Below are 16,518 nucleotides of genomic sequence, written 5' to 3' on the forward strand. Positions count from 1 at the left end.
ATGGCCTACTCCAACCGCGAGCGTCCCGGAGGGCGCGCTGGCCTGCGCGACAACACCCCCACCACGTTCCGCCCTGTGGCCTACCGCAACCTCGCCGCCCGCAAGAACCTGTGGGCGGACTACACCACGGGCCGGGGCGTGTTGGACAACGGGCAGGCGGTGCCGCCGAAGATCGGCCCGCGTCGGAAGAACCCGAACCTCACCGACATGCTCGACACTGCGGCCGCCGTCGGTGTGGACCGGATCTTCTTCACGGGCAAGACCCCGGTGGCCGCGCCGGGCAAGCGCCACTGGCTGCTGGTGCAGACTCCCGGCTGGATCGACGGAGGACACAACCTCGGCTCCCCGGCCACCGGCCGTTTCGAGCACCGCCAGACCGGCAAGCGCATGCTGGTGCAGTTCGTCTCCGGGTGGTTCGGCGACGCCCCGCTGAGCCCGGAGCAGGCCCGCCTGGCCTGGCAGGCCACCGAAGGCATCATCGGTGCGCACTTCCGCGGAGCCAAGCTCATGGACAGCCCCACCGCCACCGGCGCCAACCTCTGGGCCCTGACCCTGCCGAAGAACCTCGAGCCGTACCCGCTGACCGAGGACATCGCCGAGGAGCTGCACCGCACCTCCGGCCAGCACCACGTCGAGCACCTTGTGGCCGGATCCTCCTCGGACACTCACCCGGACTGCATCCCCCTGCACGACCCGGTGAAGACCCCCAAAATCGACGGCTTCGCCTACGTCGACGGCCGCTTCATGTACGGAGCCATGTGCAGTGAGCTGGGCATCGGCCCCGGGTACCGGCTGCGCCGCGACGACACCGCGGACATGCTCCGGGAGAACCCCTACGCCCGCGCTCGCGTGCACGTGCAGTTCAAGGTCCCCGACACCTGGGACCACATCGGCCTGATCGGCGTCCAGCACGAGAAGGCCTCCGAGGGCTGGTACTGGCCCAACCGCCCCGGCGCCACCGGGAGCGCCTGGATCGACGCCGCCGAGTTCTTCGTCGCCGCCCGCCACGGCTGGCAGCTGGACCCCATCGAGTCCGTCGCGTTCACCACCGATGTCCCCGGCGCCCGCGACCGCGACCGGCGCGTGCGCGCACGCCCGCTGGACACCTGGAAGGACAACCTGGTCAAGGCTCGCGCCGCCGTCGCCGGCGACCCGCTGATGGACGAGGTCATCAAGACCGCCGTCTCCGCGGCACTGCGCTCGATCCTGATCAACACGATCGGCAACTTCGCGGCCCGCGGGCGCGTGCAGACCCACATCACCTTCGACCCCAAGGAGGTCCCGGCCAACGCCCCCGACGTCAAGCAGCACGGCAAGGCCTTCATCTGGACCACCAAGCCGCGCTTCGACGGCCAGGCTCAGCGCTACTACCACCCCGAGTTCGCCGTGCAGGTCTGGGGCCGGGCCCGGGCGCGCATGCTCTCCGGACCCATGGCCGATGGCTTCCAGGGCGGGGCCCTGCACGTGCCGGCCCACACCCTGCTGGGCGTGCGCGGCGACGCGATCTACACCACCGAGGTCCCCTCCTGGTCCCTGACCGAGGAGCGTGGCGGCGGTGATGACGGCCGGGTGGGACGCATGCGCCTCCAGGGCTACGTCCCCGGACCGCTGAAGATTCCCGCCGACGAGACCGCCCGCAACAGGCTGCGCGCCAAGGCCGCGCGCCTGGGCGTGGACGCCGCCTACTCCGAATACGAGATGCAGGCCGCCCCCGTCGACGGGACGGACTACCTGCCCGGCGACGACGAGCAGGAGGCCGACGGTGAGTGACCCGGCACAGCTGAGCCCCGCCGAGCTCGTCACCCGGGTGCGCTCGGCCTACGGACTCACCTGGGCCGAACTCGGCGCGGCCATGAACCGCTCCCCGCGCATGATGCAGAAGATCGCCCGCGGGGAGACCTCGGGCGAGTCCTACCGGGACGCGCTGACCGAGCTGCACGAGACCGGCGCCGTCTCTAAGGCGCCCCGGCGCCGGCGCAACGCGGCCGGCAAGATCGTGCCCGTGCGCGCCAAGCGCGGAGCCAAGAAGCCCACCGTGGTCCCCAGGGACACCCGGCGCGGGCCCTCCCTGACCCGCCACTCCACCACGACCACCCACCTGCCCGACGGCAACCGGATCGTGCGGATCCAGCTGCCCAAGACCGTCGGATCGCCCGAGCGCGGGGCCGGCCTGCACGCGGCCCGCATGTCGATCGTCAACGTCGCCCGCGGCGCCCGTCACCAGGACAAGCGCGTGCACATCCGCGCCACCGTGGACATCGGCGGCGGCCGCACCCGCACCTTCGACGTCGGCTCCAAGGGCGGCTACCTGGCCGCCGACGTCGTCTCCGACGTGCGCGACCGCAACGGCGGGGACATGGGCGGCTGGATCGCCTCCCAGATGGGCGACCGCTACGCCCGCGACGCCGTCACGCAGGGCCAGCTGGTGGGACTGTCCGTGACCAGCTTCAACGCCGTGCGCTCCAAGGAGGAACGCGTGGCCCAGGATGAGGCCGGCGCCCGCCGGTGGGGACGACGAGGAGGACGCACCCGATGGGGATGAATCAGCACGAGAAGCCGGCCCCGCCGGCACGCCGGTGGGACGAGGCCCTGGACCCCCACGCCCACCAGGGCCCCTACCGGCCCCCCGCGGCACTGCTGGACATCCTCGCCCGCGCGGCCGGGGCCAACTCCTACGAGGCGGCCACCACCGCCGTGCGCCACCGCGCGGCCAGTGCGGCCACCGAGCTGCACGAGGCGGGCCTGGACCCGCGGGTGATCGGCCTGATCGCCGAGCCGCGGGTCAACGAGCTGCTGGGCGTGGCCGAGCGCTCGGCCCGCTCCCTGCGCCAGCGCGACCGCCAGTTCCCCGAGCCGGTCACCCGCGGACGGCTCTGGTGCGAGCCTGACGTCGTCGACTACCTGGCCTTCAAGCACGAGACCTCCCCCCGCCCCGGAGCGCTGCACAGCGCGCGTGTGGCCCAGCGTGAGCAGGCCCAGCCGCGCGGAGCCCGCCCCTAGACTGACCGGCATGAGCGAGGACTTCACCGACGGCACCGGCCTCTGCCCCCACTGCGGACACCACGTGGCAGCCCACCTCGTCGGCCAGGCGCAGGTGAGCCCGACCTGGGATCCGTACTACGCGCGCCAGCCCGTGCCAGACCCGGCTCAGGGGGGTGCGACCGGGTACCTCGAGAGGATGCGCCAGGCCAGGGACTTGGTCCTTGTCTACAGCTGCCAGTTCTGCGATCGCACCATCGTCCTCCTCGAGCACTCGAGGGAGCGTGAGGCCGACGACCGGACGATGACCGCTGAGGAACGGACGTCCCGGACGATGATCGTGCCGGCCAAGCCCCCGCGGCAGCTTCCCGAGGCCGCCCCAGCGGGCGTCGCCTCGATCTACGAGGAGGCCAGCATCTGCGAGGACGCCGGGGCACTGCGCGCCGCCGGCGTCCTCTACCGCGCGGCCACCGAGGAGATGGTCAAGGACCAGGGCGGCACCGGCCGGGACCTCAAGGCCAAGATCAACAGCCTGACCCCGCGGCTGGACGCCGAGGTGCTGGAGGACCTGCATGAGTCCCGCGTCGTGGGCAACGACAGCATCCATGCCGGCGTGCAGTACGCCCCCGAGGAGATCGCCGACGTCGCCGAGCTGCTCTGGGAGGCCGCCTTCGTCCTCTACGAGCAGCCGGCCCAGAAGGCCAGCATGCGCGCGGCCCGCAAGGCTCGCCACGACGCCGCCCGCGGACCGCGCGCGGCGTCGTGATCCCGGTCTACGAGCCGCCGGCCTTCCGCAGCCCCGAGGAGGTCCACTCCGCGCTCTACCAGGACGCCCCCTACGTGCGGGTCATGCTCCCCGACCGGGGACGGGTCGATGCGATGGCTGCCCGCTGGTCGAGCACCCATGTGCTGATCGCCTGGGAGGAGGCGCCCAGCACCGAACGGTTGCAGGCATGGGTGCCCGCTGGGTGGGTCACCCGCATTCAGGCAGAAGAATCGGCCTGGCGTGTGAACAGCTTCGCTCTGTGTCGTCCTTCAAGCTTCTCTCCCTGTCGTCCCGCGTCACGAAGCGGACCGGTTCTCGAGGTGCGGAAGATCGTCGGTGCGGGCATGGGGTGGTGGGTGCATACTGGTGGTGTCTTCGGACCCGGCAGTGGGGCTTGCCGGACCCAACCTCGACACTCGTCGACAACAGTCCCTATCTCAGCTGGTTGCGCTTCTGTGCGCCTGAGGTAGGGAGATGTCATGGTCGAGTCGAACACTGCCGGTGTTGTCGTGGTCGGTGTGCAGTCCGGGCAGGGGCACGACGTCGTCGGTGTCGCGGCTGCCGTCGCTGAACGCTTCAGCGCCCGCCTGGTGTGTGTGGTCGTCGATCCGGCGCTGCTGTCAGCGGGGGTGCGTGCGGACGGGTCGGAGATCATCGAACCGATCGACCCGGACACGGCGGACAGCGACCCGCAGCAGCTCCCCGACGAAGACATGCGGGTCATCAGAGATCTTGCTGCGGCGCGATCGGTCGACGTGGACTTCGTCTCCCGCGTCGGGGACCCGAGTCACGCACTCGCTGCGGTGGCTGAGGAACGTGACGCGGTGATGATCGTCGTCGGATCCCAGGCTGGCCGACGCCGGATAGCGGAACTGCTCACCGGGTCCGTCGCCGCGCACCTGACGCATCAGCAGCACCGGCCGATACTGGTCGTCCCGCACGACCCGGTCGGCGCCACCGTCCTCCTCCCGTCGGAAGCCCCGTGACGGGCATGCTGACGCTCCTGCGGCATGGGGAGAGCACCGCGAACGAAGCCGGCACCTTCACCGGGCTCCTCGACGTCCCGCTCACGCACCGCGGCGAACGGCAAGCATCCGCAGCCGGACAGCTCCTCCGGTCGAACCACATCACGCCGGACGTCGTGGTCACCTCCACATTGCGCCGTGCCGTCCGCACCGCCGAACTGGTCTGCGACGCCCTCGGGACACAGCTGCCCACGGAAGCGGTGTGGCAGCTCAACGAACGCAACTACGGTGCCCTGACCGGGATGACGAAGACCGACGCCCGTCGGATGCTCGGTGACGACGAGTACGTGCGGCTCCGCAGGTCCCGTACCGGCACACCGCCACCGATGTCGCTGCACCTGTGGGAGGAACTGCGGTCGAGCTCCGCGCTGCGCGGCCTGCCCGACGGCGCCCTCCGACGCACCGAGGCACTCTCGGACGTCATCAAGCGGGTCCGCCCCGTCTTGCACGACCGGCTCCTGCCGATGGTGCGGTCAGGGCGGAGCGTCCTCGTCGTCGCGCACGGGAACTCGCTCCGCGCACTCTGCGCATGCATCGACGACCTCACCGACCCGGAGCTCGAGCAGCTCAACCTGCCGACCGGGCAACCCGTGCAGTACCACCTCGCCCCGACGGGTGCTCTCGTCCCGCGGGGTGGGGCGTTCCTGGATCCGGTAGCAGCACAGCACGCCGCGGCGCTGGTCGCGGCAGAAGGCGGAACATGACCACCCGAACGGACACCCCGATGCCCGACGACCAGCTCCCTCCCGACCCGGACGTCGACGTCTCCGACCCGGCAACGACCATGCGGCCGGTGCATCTGCGGTGGCGGTACGTCGGCCTCGTCGCCGTCGGTGGGGCCGGCGGTACTGCCCTCCGCGACGTCATCAGTAGCGTGCTCCCTGCCGATGGCGGGGTGAGTTGGTCGATCTTCTGGATCAACATCACCGGGGCGCTGGCCCTCGGTGTGCTGTTGGAAGCGCTCGCGCACCGTGGGCCCGATGCCGGTCGCCGGAGGGTGCTGCGGCTGCTCCTCGGGACAGGGGTCCTCGGCGGGTTCACCACCTACAGCACCCTCGCCGAGTCCACCGCCGCCCTGTTCCTCGACGGCCACGGCCTCGCTGGCACCGGCTACGCGCTCCTCACTGTCCTATCCGGCGCGATCGCGACCGCCTGCGGTCTCGTCGTCGCCGGCTGGTTCCGTCCCCGAACGGAGGAAGCATGAACGCCGCCCTCATCGTCGTCGTCGCCCTCGGTGGCGGTGCCGGCGCTGCCGGTCGGTTCCTCCTCGACGGGCTGATCAACACCGGCCGGGAGTTCCGGCTCCCCGTCGGCACGCTGACGATCAACATCACCGGGTCGCTGCTGCTGGGGATCATCGTCGGCGCCGCCACGCACCTCGGCGCGGTGCCGGTCGCGGTCCTCGGCACCGGGGTGATGGGCGGCTACACCACGTTCAGCACCGCCAGCTTCGAAACCGTCCGCCTCGCCCGCAGCGGACGGATCACCGCCGCCGCGATCAACGGTCTCGGAATGCTCGTCGTCTCCGTCGCCGCCGCGACCGCCGGCATCCTCCTCGGCGGCACCCTGTGACCACCCCACTCACTGACCACCCACCCGCTCCAGCACCGGAGGTACCCATGCTGTTCGACGTCACGATCGAGATTCCCCGCGGCAGCGGCAACAAGTACGAGGTCGACCACACCACCGGCCGGATCCGGCTCGACCGGGCGGTGTTCACCAGCATGGTGTTCCCCCAGGACTACGGCTCCATCGACAACACCCTCGGCGATGACGGCGACCCCCTCGACGCCCTGGTGCTCCTGCCCCGTCCCACGTTCCCCGGCGTCGTCATCACGGTCCGGCCGGTCGGGATGCTGCGCATGGTCGACGAGAACGGCGGCGACGACAAGATCCTCACCGTTCCCGCTGGCGACGACCGCTTCGCGCAGCTGCGGGACATCACCGATGTGCCGGAACACACGCTGGCGGAGATCGAGCACTTCTTCGCCCACTACAAGGAGATCGAGCACGGCAAGCACGTCACCACCAACGGGTGGGCCGACCGTGCTGCTGCCGAAGCCGTCATCCGCACCGCACAGAACGCCCACACCCGACACCCGTGACCCACGGGTCCACAGACTGCCGCGGGGAGGCACTGGCGCTGAGTGATCGCCAGCAGGTCGTCCCTCCGCCTCCCCGCGGCTTCCCCTTCCAACCACAGACCAGCTCGACGCATGACCCGAACCGAACCGAAGGAGCGTCACCATGAACGACTACATCAGCGGCATCCACCACCACGGAGCCCATCAGGGTGAGTACGTCACCCACCACGACCACCCCGTCACCATCGACGCCGTCCACGGCGCCCGCATCCTCGACTCCCGCGGCTACCCGACCGTCCGCGTGTCCCTCGAGCTCGACGACGGCCGCACCGTCACCGGGGACGCCCCCGCGGGCGCATCCACCGGCGCCCACGAAGCCGTCGAGCTCCGCGACGGCGGTTCCGCGTTCGGCGGCCGCGACGTCACCCAGGCGCTCCACCTGATCGACACCGACATCTCAGGGCTCCTCACCGGCCGGTCGTGGTCGGCGATCGGGCAGATCGACGCCGCCCTTGCCGAACTCGACGGCACCACCGGGTACCGCCGGCTCGGCGCGAACAGCGTTGTCGCCACCTCGATCGCCGCATCCAGGGCCCTCGCCCATGCCGCGGACCTCCCGCTCTGGCAGTGGATCGCTGAGATCACCGGCTCGACGCCGCGGATGCCGGTCCCGCACTTCAACGTCCTCAACGGCGGCGCGCACGCAGCGAACGAGCTGGACTTCCAGGAGTTCATGATCGCTCCCGTCAACGCAGGCTCGATGGCAGACGCCGTCCGAATCGGCGCAGACGTGTACCACGCTCTCGCGGCGCTGGTTCGGGACCGGTTCGGCAGCCTCGGCCTCGGCGACGAGGGCGGTTTCGCACCGTCGATCGCTGCGCCCGAGGAAGCGCTCGACCTGCTCGTCGACGCGATCCGTACCGCCGGCTACGAGCCGGGCGTCGATCAGGTGGCGATCGCGCTCGATCCGGCCGCGAACGAGTTCTCCCAGGGCGACGGCTCCTACCGGGTGCTCAACGACAGCCTCGACCGGGACGGGCTGGTCGACTACTACCGGCACCTCATCGACACGTATCCGATCCGGAGCATCGAAGACGCGTTCGCGGAAGACGACCATGAGGGGTTCCGCCGCATGCAAGCGGCGCTCGGCGACCGGATCCAGATCGTCGGCGACGACCTCTACGTCACCGACCCACAGCGGATCCGCGACGGCGGCGAGCAGCAGCTGACGAACGCGGCACTGATCAAGCCGAACCAGATCGGGACCGTCTCCCAGACCCTCGGCGCGATCGCCACCGCCAAGAGCATCGGGATGGCCAGCATGGTCTCCCACCGTTCTGGGGAGACCACGGACACGTTCATCGCGGACCTCGTTGTCGGGACCGGCACCGGGCAGATCAAGTCCGGCGCACCCGGCCGCGGGGAACGCGTCGCGAAGTACAACCGGCTCACCGAGATCGCCGAGCAGCACCCGGAGCTGCCCTACGGACTGATCTGACCACCGGTACTCGAGCTGCGAGCAGTGTCCAGGAACGCCGTCACAGCGGGCCCCGGGCGGCCTGACCAGATCGCTCGCAGCGGCCGGATCAGTGGCGGGCCGAGCAGTAGCGCCCGGACGAGGGCACCGTCTTCGAGGTCAGTGTCGACGGTGCGGAGACTCATCACCGCGGGCGCGATGCCCGCTCGAGCGTTGGCGCGGATGATGCCAGTCGTTTCCAGCACTGCAGCCGGCGGGACCAGGGTCAGACCCGCGTCGTCGAGCCACGCTTCGACCGTGGAGCGGGTGCCGGACCCTTCCTCACGGAGCAGCAGGGGTGTCTCCGCGAGGTCATCCGAGGTGATGGCCGAAGCGCTTGCCCAAGGATGGTGCGGGGCGACGACGACCACGAGTTCGTCCTCATCGACCACCAACGATGAGAGGCCAATCGGCGCAGCAGGAGTCTCCGTGAACCCGACGTCGGCAGCGCCGGAACGGACGAGGTCGGTCACGTCGGCGGAGTTCCCCGCGATCAAACGCACCGACGCATCCGGCGTGGCAGCACGGTGGGTGAGCAGCCATCCGGGCAGCAGGAGTTCGGCGATCGTCTGCGACGCTGCGATCACGAGGGATCCCGCCGGTTCCCGCAGCGCGGCGACGCCTGCTTCAAGCCGCCGGGAGGCCTCCAACACCGGGACGGCGAGACCGAGCACCACCCGGCCGGCGTCGGTCAGCGCGGTCCCGGATGCCGTCCGGTGCGCCAGCGGCTGACCGGTCGCCTGCTCCGCGGCACGCAAGCGCGCAGACACCGCCTGCTGTGTCACCCCCAACACCTCGGCCGCGCGGGTCAACGACCCGGTCTCCGCGACGCGGACGAGGACCTCGAGGGTGTCGAGGTCCAGGATCCGGTCCGTCAACCGCCGCAGTGCCACAAGCAACCATTGTGCCCTGCCAACGAGTCCGCCGTTCCCGAACCACGGGGCACACGCGCACGATGGGTGCATGTCCGCTCACCTCGCCCACGCACCCGCAGCCTCTGAGCACGGTGTGCGCGACCGGCGGCTGTTCCGGGAGCTGGAGCGGCCCGGCCTGATCGTGTCGAACCTGACCCCGAACTGGTTCGCGTCGATCATGGGGACCGGGATCGTCGCCGTCGCGGCCGCGTCGTTACCGCTGCAGTTCCCCGGTCTGCGCACGGCGGCGACGGTCGTCTGGGCGATCGCGGCGGTCCTGCTCGTCGCCCTCACCATCGCGACGGTCCTGCACTGGGTCCGCTACCGGAGCACCGCAGCGAAGCACCACCTCAACCCGGTGATTTCCCACTTCTACGGCGCACCGCCCATGGCGTTCCTCACCGTCGGCGCCGGCACGATCCTCCTCGGCAAGGACTGGATCGGCCTCCCCGCCGCCGTCACCGTCGACTGGGTCCTCTGGACCATCGGCACCATCGGCGGCCTGCTCACCGCGGTCCTGGTGCCGTACCTGGCGTTCACCCGCCACGAGAACACGCCCGAATCCGCGTTCGGCGGCTGGCTGATGCCGATCGTCCCGCCGATGGTGTCCGCCTCGACCGGTGCGCTCCTCCTGCCGTATGCCCCCGCCGGGCAGGCACGGGAGACCCTGCTGTGGTCCTGCTACGGCTTCTTCGGCCTCAGCCTCATCACGTCCCTGGTCGTCATTACGCTGATCTGGAACCGTCTCGCGCAACACAAGGTCGGTGCCGCCGGTATGGTGCCGACCCTGTGGATCGTCCTCGGACCGGTCGGACAGTCCATCACCGCGGTAAACCTCCTCGCATCGAACGCCCCCGCCGTCGTCGACGCGTCGACCGCCCACGCACTGCTGGTCGTGGCGCTGGTGTACGGGTTCGCGATGCTCGGCTTCGCGCTGCTGTGGACCGTCATCGCCCTCGCCATCACCATCCGCACCGCCCGCGAACACCTGCTGTTCAGCCTGACCTGGTGGTCATTCACGTTCCCCGTCGGCACCTGCGTCACCGGCCTGAACGGCCTGGCCCTGCACTCCGGACTCACCGTCGTCGCCGTCCTCGCAGTCGTCTACTACGTGGGCCTCGTCGCCGCGTGGATCACCGTTGCCGTCCGCACCTTCCACGGCTCCGTCATCCGCGGCACACTCCTCGCACCACCACAGCCGGCATGAGCACCCCCGACGAACTCGCGGACGAGGTCGCGGACGTTCGATCCCTGAACGCCCTCGCCGAGGCATGGCGCACCGCACCCGACGGTTCACGGCGGTTCGTCCCGAACTTCGACCCGAGATCCGGCGGCACATCCAGCCGCGTCCTGGTCCTCATGCAGTCGCCCGGCCCCCAGACGATCGCCGCAGCGCACACGGCGATCTGCAGCGAGGACAACCCGGGCCCGACCGCGGCCGCGTTCCGCGCAGCCCGCATCGAGTCCGGACTCGCACGCAACGACTACCTCCGCTGGAACCTCATCCCGTGGGAGATTCTCGGCCGCGTCCGACCTGTGGACATCGACGAGGGGCGACACGCCCTCGAAACTCTGCTCAAGGTGCTCCCCGTGCTCGATGCCATCGTCACGTACGGTACCGCCGCCCTCAACGGAGTCATGCGGCACCTCACCCTGGACGAGCACCCCCGACTCGTACCCGTCATCGCGGCACCACACCCCTCTCCGGCCAACGGCCGCCATCGCGCGGAACAACAACGACGTTCCGTCCAAGCGCTCCGGCTCGCGGCGCTGACTCACCGGCTGTAGCAAATACGAACGACTCCGCTACAACTGCCCGTGCCGACGGTTCGGCAGCGTGTGAGGCGGCGTGTCTTGTAACGGAACCCAATCCCGGAATCTACGTGCCGCCACTACCCCTCCTGGTCGAGTTTCGCTACGTTCTCTCCATGGGTCACCTCCTCGGGTACGCGCGCGTGTCCACCACCGACCAGGACGCGTCGCTACAGATCGACGCGCTGGGCGCCGCCGGCTGCTACCGCGTGTTCGTCGACACCATGTCCGGGTCGCTGCAACACCGGCCCGAGCTCGACAAGCTCCTCGACCAGCTCCGCCCCGGCGACACTCTCGTCGTCTGGCGACTCGACCGGCTCGGTCGATCCATCCGGCACCTCATCGACCAGCTGCACGCACTCGCCGAACGCGGCATCGGGTTCCGGTCGCTGCAGGAGACCATTGACACCACCTCACCCGGTGGCCGGCTTGTGTTCCACGTCTTCGCTGCGCTGGCGGAGTTCGAACGGGACCTCATCAAGGAACGCACCAACGCCGGCCTCGCCGCCGCCCGAGCCCGCGGCAGAACCGGCGGCCGACCATCTCGGCTCTCCGCGGACCAGGTGCGCACCGCACGCCGGCTCTACGAACAGCAGGACATGACCGTCGCGCAGATCGGCGATGTCCTCGGCGTCAGCCGCACCACCATCTACCGGACGCTCGCGAAGCACGCCGAACCCGTCGCCCGCCGACGCGCAAAGCCCTCACCGACGATGTAGCCGGTCATGGACGCGAGCGAGCGGTGGCGAATCCTTCGACTGCACGTCGAGGACGCAATCCCGCTTGCCACTCTGGCCCGCAGCACGGGCGTCACCGAGCGCACCCTGCAACGCTGGCTCGCCCGCTACCGGACAGGCGGATACGCCGCCCTCGCCGACGACGCTCGCGCCGACCATGGCGTCCGACGCACAGCACCGGAACTCGTCCGCCTGGTCGAAGGGCTTGCGCTCACCAAGCCGCGGCCGTCGATCGCCACCATTCACCGTCAGGTTGGCGTCCACTGCGCTGAACGGGGACTGCCGTCGCCGTCGTACTCCGCCGTGCGGTCGATCGTGAACGGGCTCGATCCCGGAATGGTGACGCTCGCACTCGAGGGGCCAGCGTCATACCGTGACAAACACGAGCTGCTGCTCCGACGTCGCGCGGACCGCCCGAACGCGATCTGGCAGGCGGACCACACGATGCTTGACCTGCTCATCGTCGGGCCCAACGGCAAGCCCGCACGGCCGTGGTTGACGGTGATCCTCGACGACTACTCCCGCGCGATCTGCGGGTACATGGTGTTCCTCGGTGCCCCGTCAGCGGCGAACACCGCGCTCGCGCTGCGCCAAGCGATCTGGCACAAGCCGGAACCGGACTGGCCCGTCTGCGGGATCCCGGACGTGCTCTACACGGACCACGGGTCCGACTTCACCAGCCATCGTCTCGGCGACACCGCCGCTGTGCTGCACCTCCGCATCATCCACTCGCAGGTCGCCCGGCCCCAGGGGCGCGGGAAGATCGAGCGGTTCTTCGGCACGATCAACACCGAACTGCTCCCAACGCTCCCCGGCCATTTCGCAGCCGGATCCTCGGCGCCGACGCCGGCGCTGGATCTCGGCGGCGTCGACAGTGCCATCAGCACGTTCATCCGCAGCTACAACGCCCGCACCCACCGCGAGCTCCGGACGAGCCCACTGCACGCGTGGATTGCAGACGGGTGGCTGCCACGGCTCCCGGAGTCCCTTGAACAGCTCGACGGGTTCCTGCTCACCGTCCCCACGACGCGGGTCGTGCAGCGCGATGGCATCCACTTCGAGGGCCTCCGCTACACCGCGGCCACTCTCGCGCCGTTCGTCGGTAGCACCGTGAGTGTCCGGTACGACCCACGCGACGTCACCGAGATCCGCGTCTTCCACCGCGACGTGTTCCTCTGCACCGCGATCAGCACCGAGCACCAGACCGAGACGATCAGCCTCAAGCAGATCCAAGCCGCCAGGAACGCTCACCGCCGGGCTTTACGCGGGCAGATCCACGAACGCATCGCGATCGTCAATCCCAAACTCGACGACACCACCACACCGGCAGCCGTCGAGACGGATCGGCCGCGACTGAAGACCTACGAGGAGGACCGGTCATGACGAGCCAGTTCATCGTCACCAAGGAGCACCGCCGGTTCGCAGAGTTTGCCGACGCGGTCCGGAAGCAGAACACCATCGGCGTCTGCTTCGGGCCCGCCGGCGTCGGCAAGACCCTCTCAGCGCGCCGCTACGCGCACTGGGACAGCATCGGCCCGTTCATCGCCAGGTGGGCCGCACGCAGTGAAGACGACACCAAGATCTATGCCGCGGCCCACCGCGCCCGGACCGTCTTCTACACGCCCGAGGTCTCCGCGACGATGCGCGCCCTGCAAGAGGACCTCCGGCACGACATGATCCGCACCGAACGCTGCATCGAGGAACACCTCGTCCTCCACGGCGGCCACGTCGACCACGCGCACGGCCCCAACCCGTCACTGCTCGAGCTGATCATCATCGATGAGTCCGAACGCCTCACCGGCAACGCCATCGAGTGGCTCCGCGACCAGTACGACCGAACAGGCATCGCGATGATCCTGATCGGCATGCCCGGCATCGAGAAGCAGTTCACTCACTACCCACAGCTCTACAGCCGACTCGGGTTCGCCCACCAGTACCGCCCCCTCGGCCACGACGAGCTGCTGTTCGTCCTCGAACGTCAATGGCGCAAGCTCGGCAAGACCCTCGACCCCGACGACTTCACTGACGCGCAAGCCATCGCCGCCGTCGAACGCATCACCCGCGGCAACTTCCGTCTCCTCGAACGTCTCCTCCCACAGATTCAACGTGTCCTGAAGATCAACGAGCTCGACGTCATCACCAACGACGTCGTCGAAGCCGCCCGCAGCACCCTCGTCATCGGCACCACCTAACCCGACACGGAACGCAGCGAAAACCGCGACACAGAGCGAAGCTGCTCACACGTGATGGTCTCGTGGGCGGGCAGGGTGTGTAAAGGGGTATACCCCCTTGGACAGCCTGCTTCTCGACGGGGGCGGCACCGATGCGCAATGAAGGTGAGGACGATTCATCCTCGAGTCGCGCTCGGCACCAGCCAGATGGCAGCCGCATCCGTCTCGATGAGTTCCACGGGCCCGACTGCGACCACGCGCAGTCGGGAGTGGCCCGCCTCGGTCACCTCGACGACAGTGCCGGGAACGAGTCCGGCCTGCTGGAAGCGGACCAGACGCTGCGGGTCGGCGTCGGAGATGCGTAGGACCCGGTAGAACCCCGGCTCGGCCACGTCCAGGCGGACCGCGTGGGCTGGCTGTGCCCGCTGCCCTTCGGGAGTGGGAATGGGGTCGCCGTGGGGATCGCGCGTGGGGCGGCCCAGCATCTGATCGATCCGCTCGATCAGCTCGTCGGAGGCGGCGTGCTCGAGTCGTTCGGCTTCCGCGTGGACTTCGTCCCAGGAGTAGCCCAGGGTCGCGGCGAGGAAGCTTTCCAGCAGCCGGTGTCGGCGCACCATCGCGATCGCGTGCTCGCGTCCCTTCCCGGTGAGGGTCACGGGCTTGTAGGGCTGGTACTCGACCAGGCCCTGAGCTGCCAGGCGCTTGACCGTCTCGGTGACGTTGGGCGCGGTGGTGCCCATTCGTGCGGCCAGGCTATTCGTGCTCAGCGGCGCGTCTCCCCACTCCGTGGCAGACCAGATTGCCTTGAGGTAGTCCTGGGCCACCGGAGTGATCTCGTCAAGGCTCATGGCCTGCACGATAGCGGGGCCTCCTTCACTCCTGCCCGGTCAACGTCAGCCACAGCAGCACGGCGTTCAGGGCCACGATCAGAGCCACGACCACCCATGCCGCCGTCTGCAGGGGCGCGGAGTTCACGTGTCGGCCCATCACGGCCCGGGCGCCGGTCAGGCGGACTAGGGGGATCATGGCGAAGGGGATGCCGACACTGAGCAGCACCTGGGAGAGGACGAGCGCCCAGGTGGGATCCACCCCGGAGGCGATGACCAACAGCGCGGGGATCAGCGTGAGCACCCGTCGCACCATCTGAGGGATGCGCCAGTGCAGCAGCCCGCCCATGATCTCCGACCCCGCATAGGAGCCCACCGCGGTGGAGGCCAGCCCGGAGGCCAGCAGGCCGACGCCGAAAAGGACACCCACCGTGGGGCCCAGCGCGGCCGTAATCGCCGCATGGGCACCTTCGATGCTGTCCGTCCCGGAGACCCCGGAGAGATTGGCCGCCGCCAGCAGCAGCATCGCGATGTTCACCGACCCTGCCACCAGAAGCGACAGCCCCACATCCCACCGGGTGGCCCGCAGCAGCCTGCCAAGGGTGCCCGGATGAGCGTGGGCCCCCTGATGGCGGTCACGCGCCAGAGCTGAGTGCACATAGATCGCGTGGGGCATCACCGTGGCCCCCAACATGCCGGCCGCCAGGAGCACCGTCTGGGTTCCCTCGAACCGGGGGACCATGCCCGCCACGGCCTCACCCCAGGAGATGGGCCCGTAGAACAGTCCCGAGACGAACCCGAGGGTGATCACGGCCAGCAGGCCCATGACGACGAACTCGAAGGGCTGCTGCCCGCGCCGGGACTGCACACCCAACAGGATCATCGAGACCACCCCGACGATCACCCCGCCGGCCAGCAGGGGGATACCGAAGAGGATGTGCAGGGCAATGGCCCCTCCGATCACCTCGGCCAGATCCGTGGCGGCGGCCACGATCTCCGCCTGCACCCAGTACGCCAAACGCCGCCCGCGCGGCAACCGGTGCCCCAGCAGCTCCGGAAGCGAGCGGCCGGTGACGAGCCCGAGCTTCGCCGAGAGGTACTGCACGAGCATGGCCATCAGGTTCGCTGCGACCAGCACCCAGACCAGCAGGTACCCGTACTGGGCCCCCGCCGTCAGGTTCGCAGCCACATTGCCGGGGTCCACATAGGCCACCGCCGCCACGAAGGCCGGCCCCAGCAGCCGCATTCCCCGACGACCGGGGCGATCCACCCTCTCCACGGCGACCTTGCCATCCGCCGGCCGATCCACACCGGCGGTCATCCGAGGCTCCAATGGCGATGCATGCATGAGATTTAACATACCTGAACTCTGAGGAGACAGGTGGTCTGACCACACCCCGGCACCCCGGCAGTCTCAGATGCACCGACGGCCGTAGCCGAACACTCCTGCTTTCACGAACCTAATCGTGTGCACCTGAATTCTTTTGTGTGCCCTAACTGGAGTACCCCTCATGGAAATCTCCCGCCGTTCAGTAGCCACCGGCCTCGCCTGGGCCGTGCCGGCCGTGGCCGCATCGACGGCCGCGCCCGCCATGGCCGCCTCCTCCTGCGCGGGGTACACCGCAGGCAAGCCCCTCCCAGCCTCGGCGTTCACCCTGACCTAGGGCGTGTCTGAGAATAGATGCAC

At 69.5% G+C, this 16,518-nt stretch carries 19 protein-coding genes; 16 read left to right on the forward strand and 3 right to left on the reverse strand.

Features of this window, described 5'->3' with window-relative positions:
- The 10 genes from AC3RKA_RS11280 to eno all read left to right on the forward strand — a co-directional run bounded on the left by AC3RKA_RS11280 (nt 1) and on the right by eno (nt 8,352).
- The gene (locus tag AC3RKA_RS11280) at nt 1–1,770 is read left to right on the forward strand and encodes a hypothetical protein (RefSeq protein WP_262391185.1); all 1,770 of its coding nucleotides are present in this window, start codon (nt 1–3) and stop codon (nt 1,768–1,770) included.
- Nucleotides 1,763–2,542 (forward strand): hypothetical protein, encoded by a 780-nt coding sequence (locus AC3RKA_RS11285; RefSeq protein ID WP_153239422.1) that lies wholly within the window; start codon nt 1,763–1,765, stop codon nt 2,540–2,542. The genes AC3RKA_RS11280 and AC3RKA_RS11285 overlap by 8 nt, the downstream gene beginning before the upstream one ends.
- Nucleotides 2,539–3,000, forward strand: coding sequence for a hypothetical protein (locus AC3RKA_RS11290; RefSeq protein ID WP_135101137.1), 462 nt, complete (start codon nt 2,539–2,541; stop codon nt 2,998–3,000). The genes AC3RKA_RS11285 and AC3RKA_RS11290 overlap by 4 nt, the downstream gene beginning before the upstream one ends.
- Nucleotides 3,001–3,010: 10 nt before the next feature.
- Nucleotides 3,011–3,745, forward strand: a complete 735-nt coding sequence (locus AC3RKA_RS11295) for a DUF4145 domain-containing protein (RefSeq protein ID WP_119218016.1) — start codon at nt 3,011–3,013, stop codon at nt 3,743–3,745.
- A 479-nt stretch (nt 3,746–4,224) separates the two neighbouring features.
- Nucleotides 4,225–4,731: a universal stress protein gene (locus AC3RKA_RS11300; RefSeq protein ID WP_002854163.1), complete on the forward strand. Its 507-nt coding sequence runs from the start codon at nt 4,225–4,227 to the stop codon at nt 4,729–4,731.
- Between the two features lie 5 nt (nt 4,732–4,736).
- Entirely contained in the window at nt 4,737–5,474 is a 738-nt protein-coding gene (locus AC3RKA_RS11305) for a 2,3-bisphosphoglycerate-dependent phosphoglycerate mutase (RefSeq protein ID WP_063718739.1), read from the forward strand.
- Nucleotides 5,471–5,974: a fluoride efflux transporter FluC gene (locus AC3RKA_RS11310; RefSeq protein ID WP_002854165.1), complete on the forward strand. Its 504-nt coding sequence runs from the start codon at nt 5,471–5,473 to the stop codon at nt 5,972–5,974. Before AC3RKA_RS11305 ends, AC3RKA_RS11310 begins: the two co-directional genes overlap by 4 nt.
- Nucleotides 5,971–6,342, forward strand: a complete 372-nt coding sequence (locus AC3RKA_RS11315) for a fluoride efflux transporter FluC (RefSeq protein WP_002854166.1) — start codon at nt 5,971–5,973, stop codon at nt 6,340–6,342. Before AC3RKA_RS11310 ends, AC3RKA_RS11315 begins: the two co-directional genes overlap by 4 nt.
- Nucleotides 6,343–6,389: 47 nt before the next feature.
- Nucleotides 6,390–6,875 carry an inorganic diphosphatase gene (locus AC3RKA_RS11320; RefSeq protein ID WP_002854167.1) on the forward strand — a complete coding sequence of 162 codons (486 nt, stop codon included), beginning with the start codon at nt 6,390–6,392 and terminating at the stop codon, nt 6,873–6,875.
- 142 nt (nt 6,876–7,017) lie between these two features.
- Nucleotides 7,018–8,352, forward strand: coding sequence for a phosphopyruvate hydratase (gene eno / locus AC3RKA_RS11325; protein WP_002854168.1), 1,335 nt, complete (start codon nt 7,018–7,020; stop codon nt 8,350–8,352).
- On the opposite strand, the gene AC3RKA_RS11330 is transcribed toward eno, so the two are convergent.
- Entirely contained in the window at nt 8,337–9,263 is a 927-nt protein-coding gene (locus AC3RKA_RS11330) for a LysR family transcriptional regulator (protein WP_002854169.1), read from the reverse strand. The genes eno and AC3RKA_RS11330 overlap by 16 nt on opposite strands.
- A 70-nt stretch (nt 9,264–9,333) precedes the next feature.
- Here AC3RKA_RS11330 and AC3RKA_RS11335 point away from each other — a divergent pair, with 70 nt between their 5' ends.
- From AC3RKA_RS11335 to AC3RKA_RS11355, 5 genes are all read left to right on the forward strand, one after another.
- Complete coding sequence (locus AC3RKA_RS11335) at nt 9,334–10,491, forward strand: TDT family transporter (RefSeq protein ID WP_002854171.1); 1,158 nt, start codon at nt 9,334–9,336, stop codon at nt 10,489–10,491.
- Nucleotides 10,488–11,072 carry a uracil-DNA glycosylase family protein gene (locus AC3RKA_RS11340; protein WP_002854173.1) on the forward strand — a complete coding sequence of 195 codons (585 nt, stop codon included), beginning with the start codon at nt 10,488–10,490 and terminating at the stop codon, nt 11,070–11,072. The genes AC3RKA_RS11335 and AC3RKA_RS11340 overlap by 4 nt, the downstream gene beginning before the upstream one ends.
- 140 nt (nt 11,073–11,212) lie before the next feature.
- Nucleotides 11,213–11,815: a recombinase family protein gene (locus AC3RKA_RS11345; protein ID WP_002857200.1), complete on the forward strand. Its 603-nt coding sequence runs from the start codon at nt 11,213–11,215 to the stop codon at nt 11,813–11,815.
- Between the two features lie 6 nt (nt 11,816–11,821).
- Nucleotides 11,822–13,216 carry a TnsB C-terminal domain-containing protein gene (locus AC3RKA_RS11350; protein ID WP_002857201.1) on the forward strand — a complete coding sequence of 465 codons (1,395 nt, stop codon included), beginning with the start codon at nt 11,822–11,824 and terminating at the stop codon, nt 13,214–13,216.
- Nucleotides 13,213–14,025 (forward strand): AAA family ATPase, encoded by an 813-nt coding sequence (locus tag AC3RKA_RS11355; RefSeq protein WP_002857202.1) that lies wholly within the window; start codon nt 13,213–13,215, stop codon nt 14,023–14,025. The genes AC3RKA_RS11350 and AC3RKA_RS11355 overlap by 4 nt, the downstream gene beginning before the upstream one ends.
- Before the next feature lie 155 nt (nt 14,026–14,180).
- On the opposite strand, the gene AC3RKA_RS11360 is transcribed toward AC3RKA_RS11355, so the two are convergent.
- Together AC3RKA_RS11360 and AC3RKA_RS11365 are read right to left on the reverse strand one after the other, a co-directional pair.
- A complete protein-coding gene (locus AC3RKA_RS11360) occupies nt 14,181–14,852 on the reverse strand; it encodes a metal-dependent transcriptional regulator (RefSeq protein WP_049147408.1) in 672 nt (223 codons plus the stop codon).
- A gap of 25 nt (nt 14,853–14,877) precedes the next feature.
- Complete coding sequence (locus AC3RKA_RS11365) at nt 14,878–16,152, reverse strand: Nramp family divalent metal transporter (RefSeq protein ID WP_080981713.1); 1,275 nt, start codon at nt 16,150–16,152, stop codon at nt 14,878–14,880.
- Between the two features lie 190 nt (nt 16,153–16,342).
- On the opposite strand from AC3RKA_RS11365, the gene AC3RKA_RS11370 reads away from it, so the two are divergent.
- On the forward strand, nt 16,343–16,495 hold the full coding sequence (locus AC3RKA_RS11370) for a hypothetical protein (protein WP_002857209.1): 153 nt from the start codon (nt 16,343–16,345) through the stop codon (nt 16,493–16,495).
- The last annotated feature ends 23 nt before the right edge of the window (nt 16,496–16,518 follow it).

The organism is Micrococcus sp. iso_229 (genome assembly GCF_058072725.1).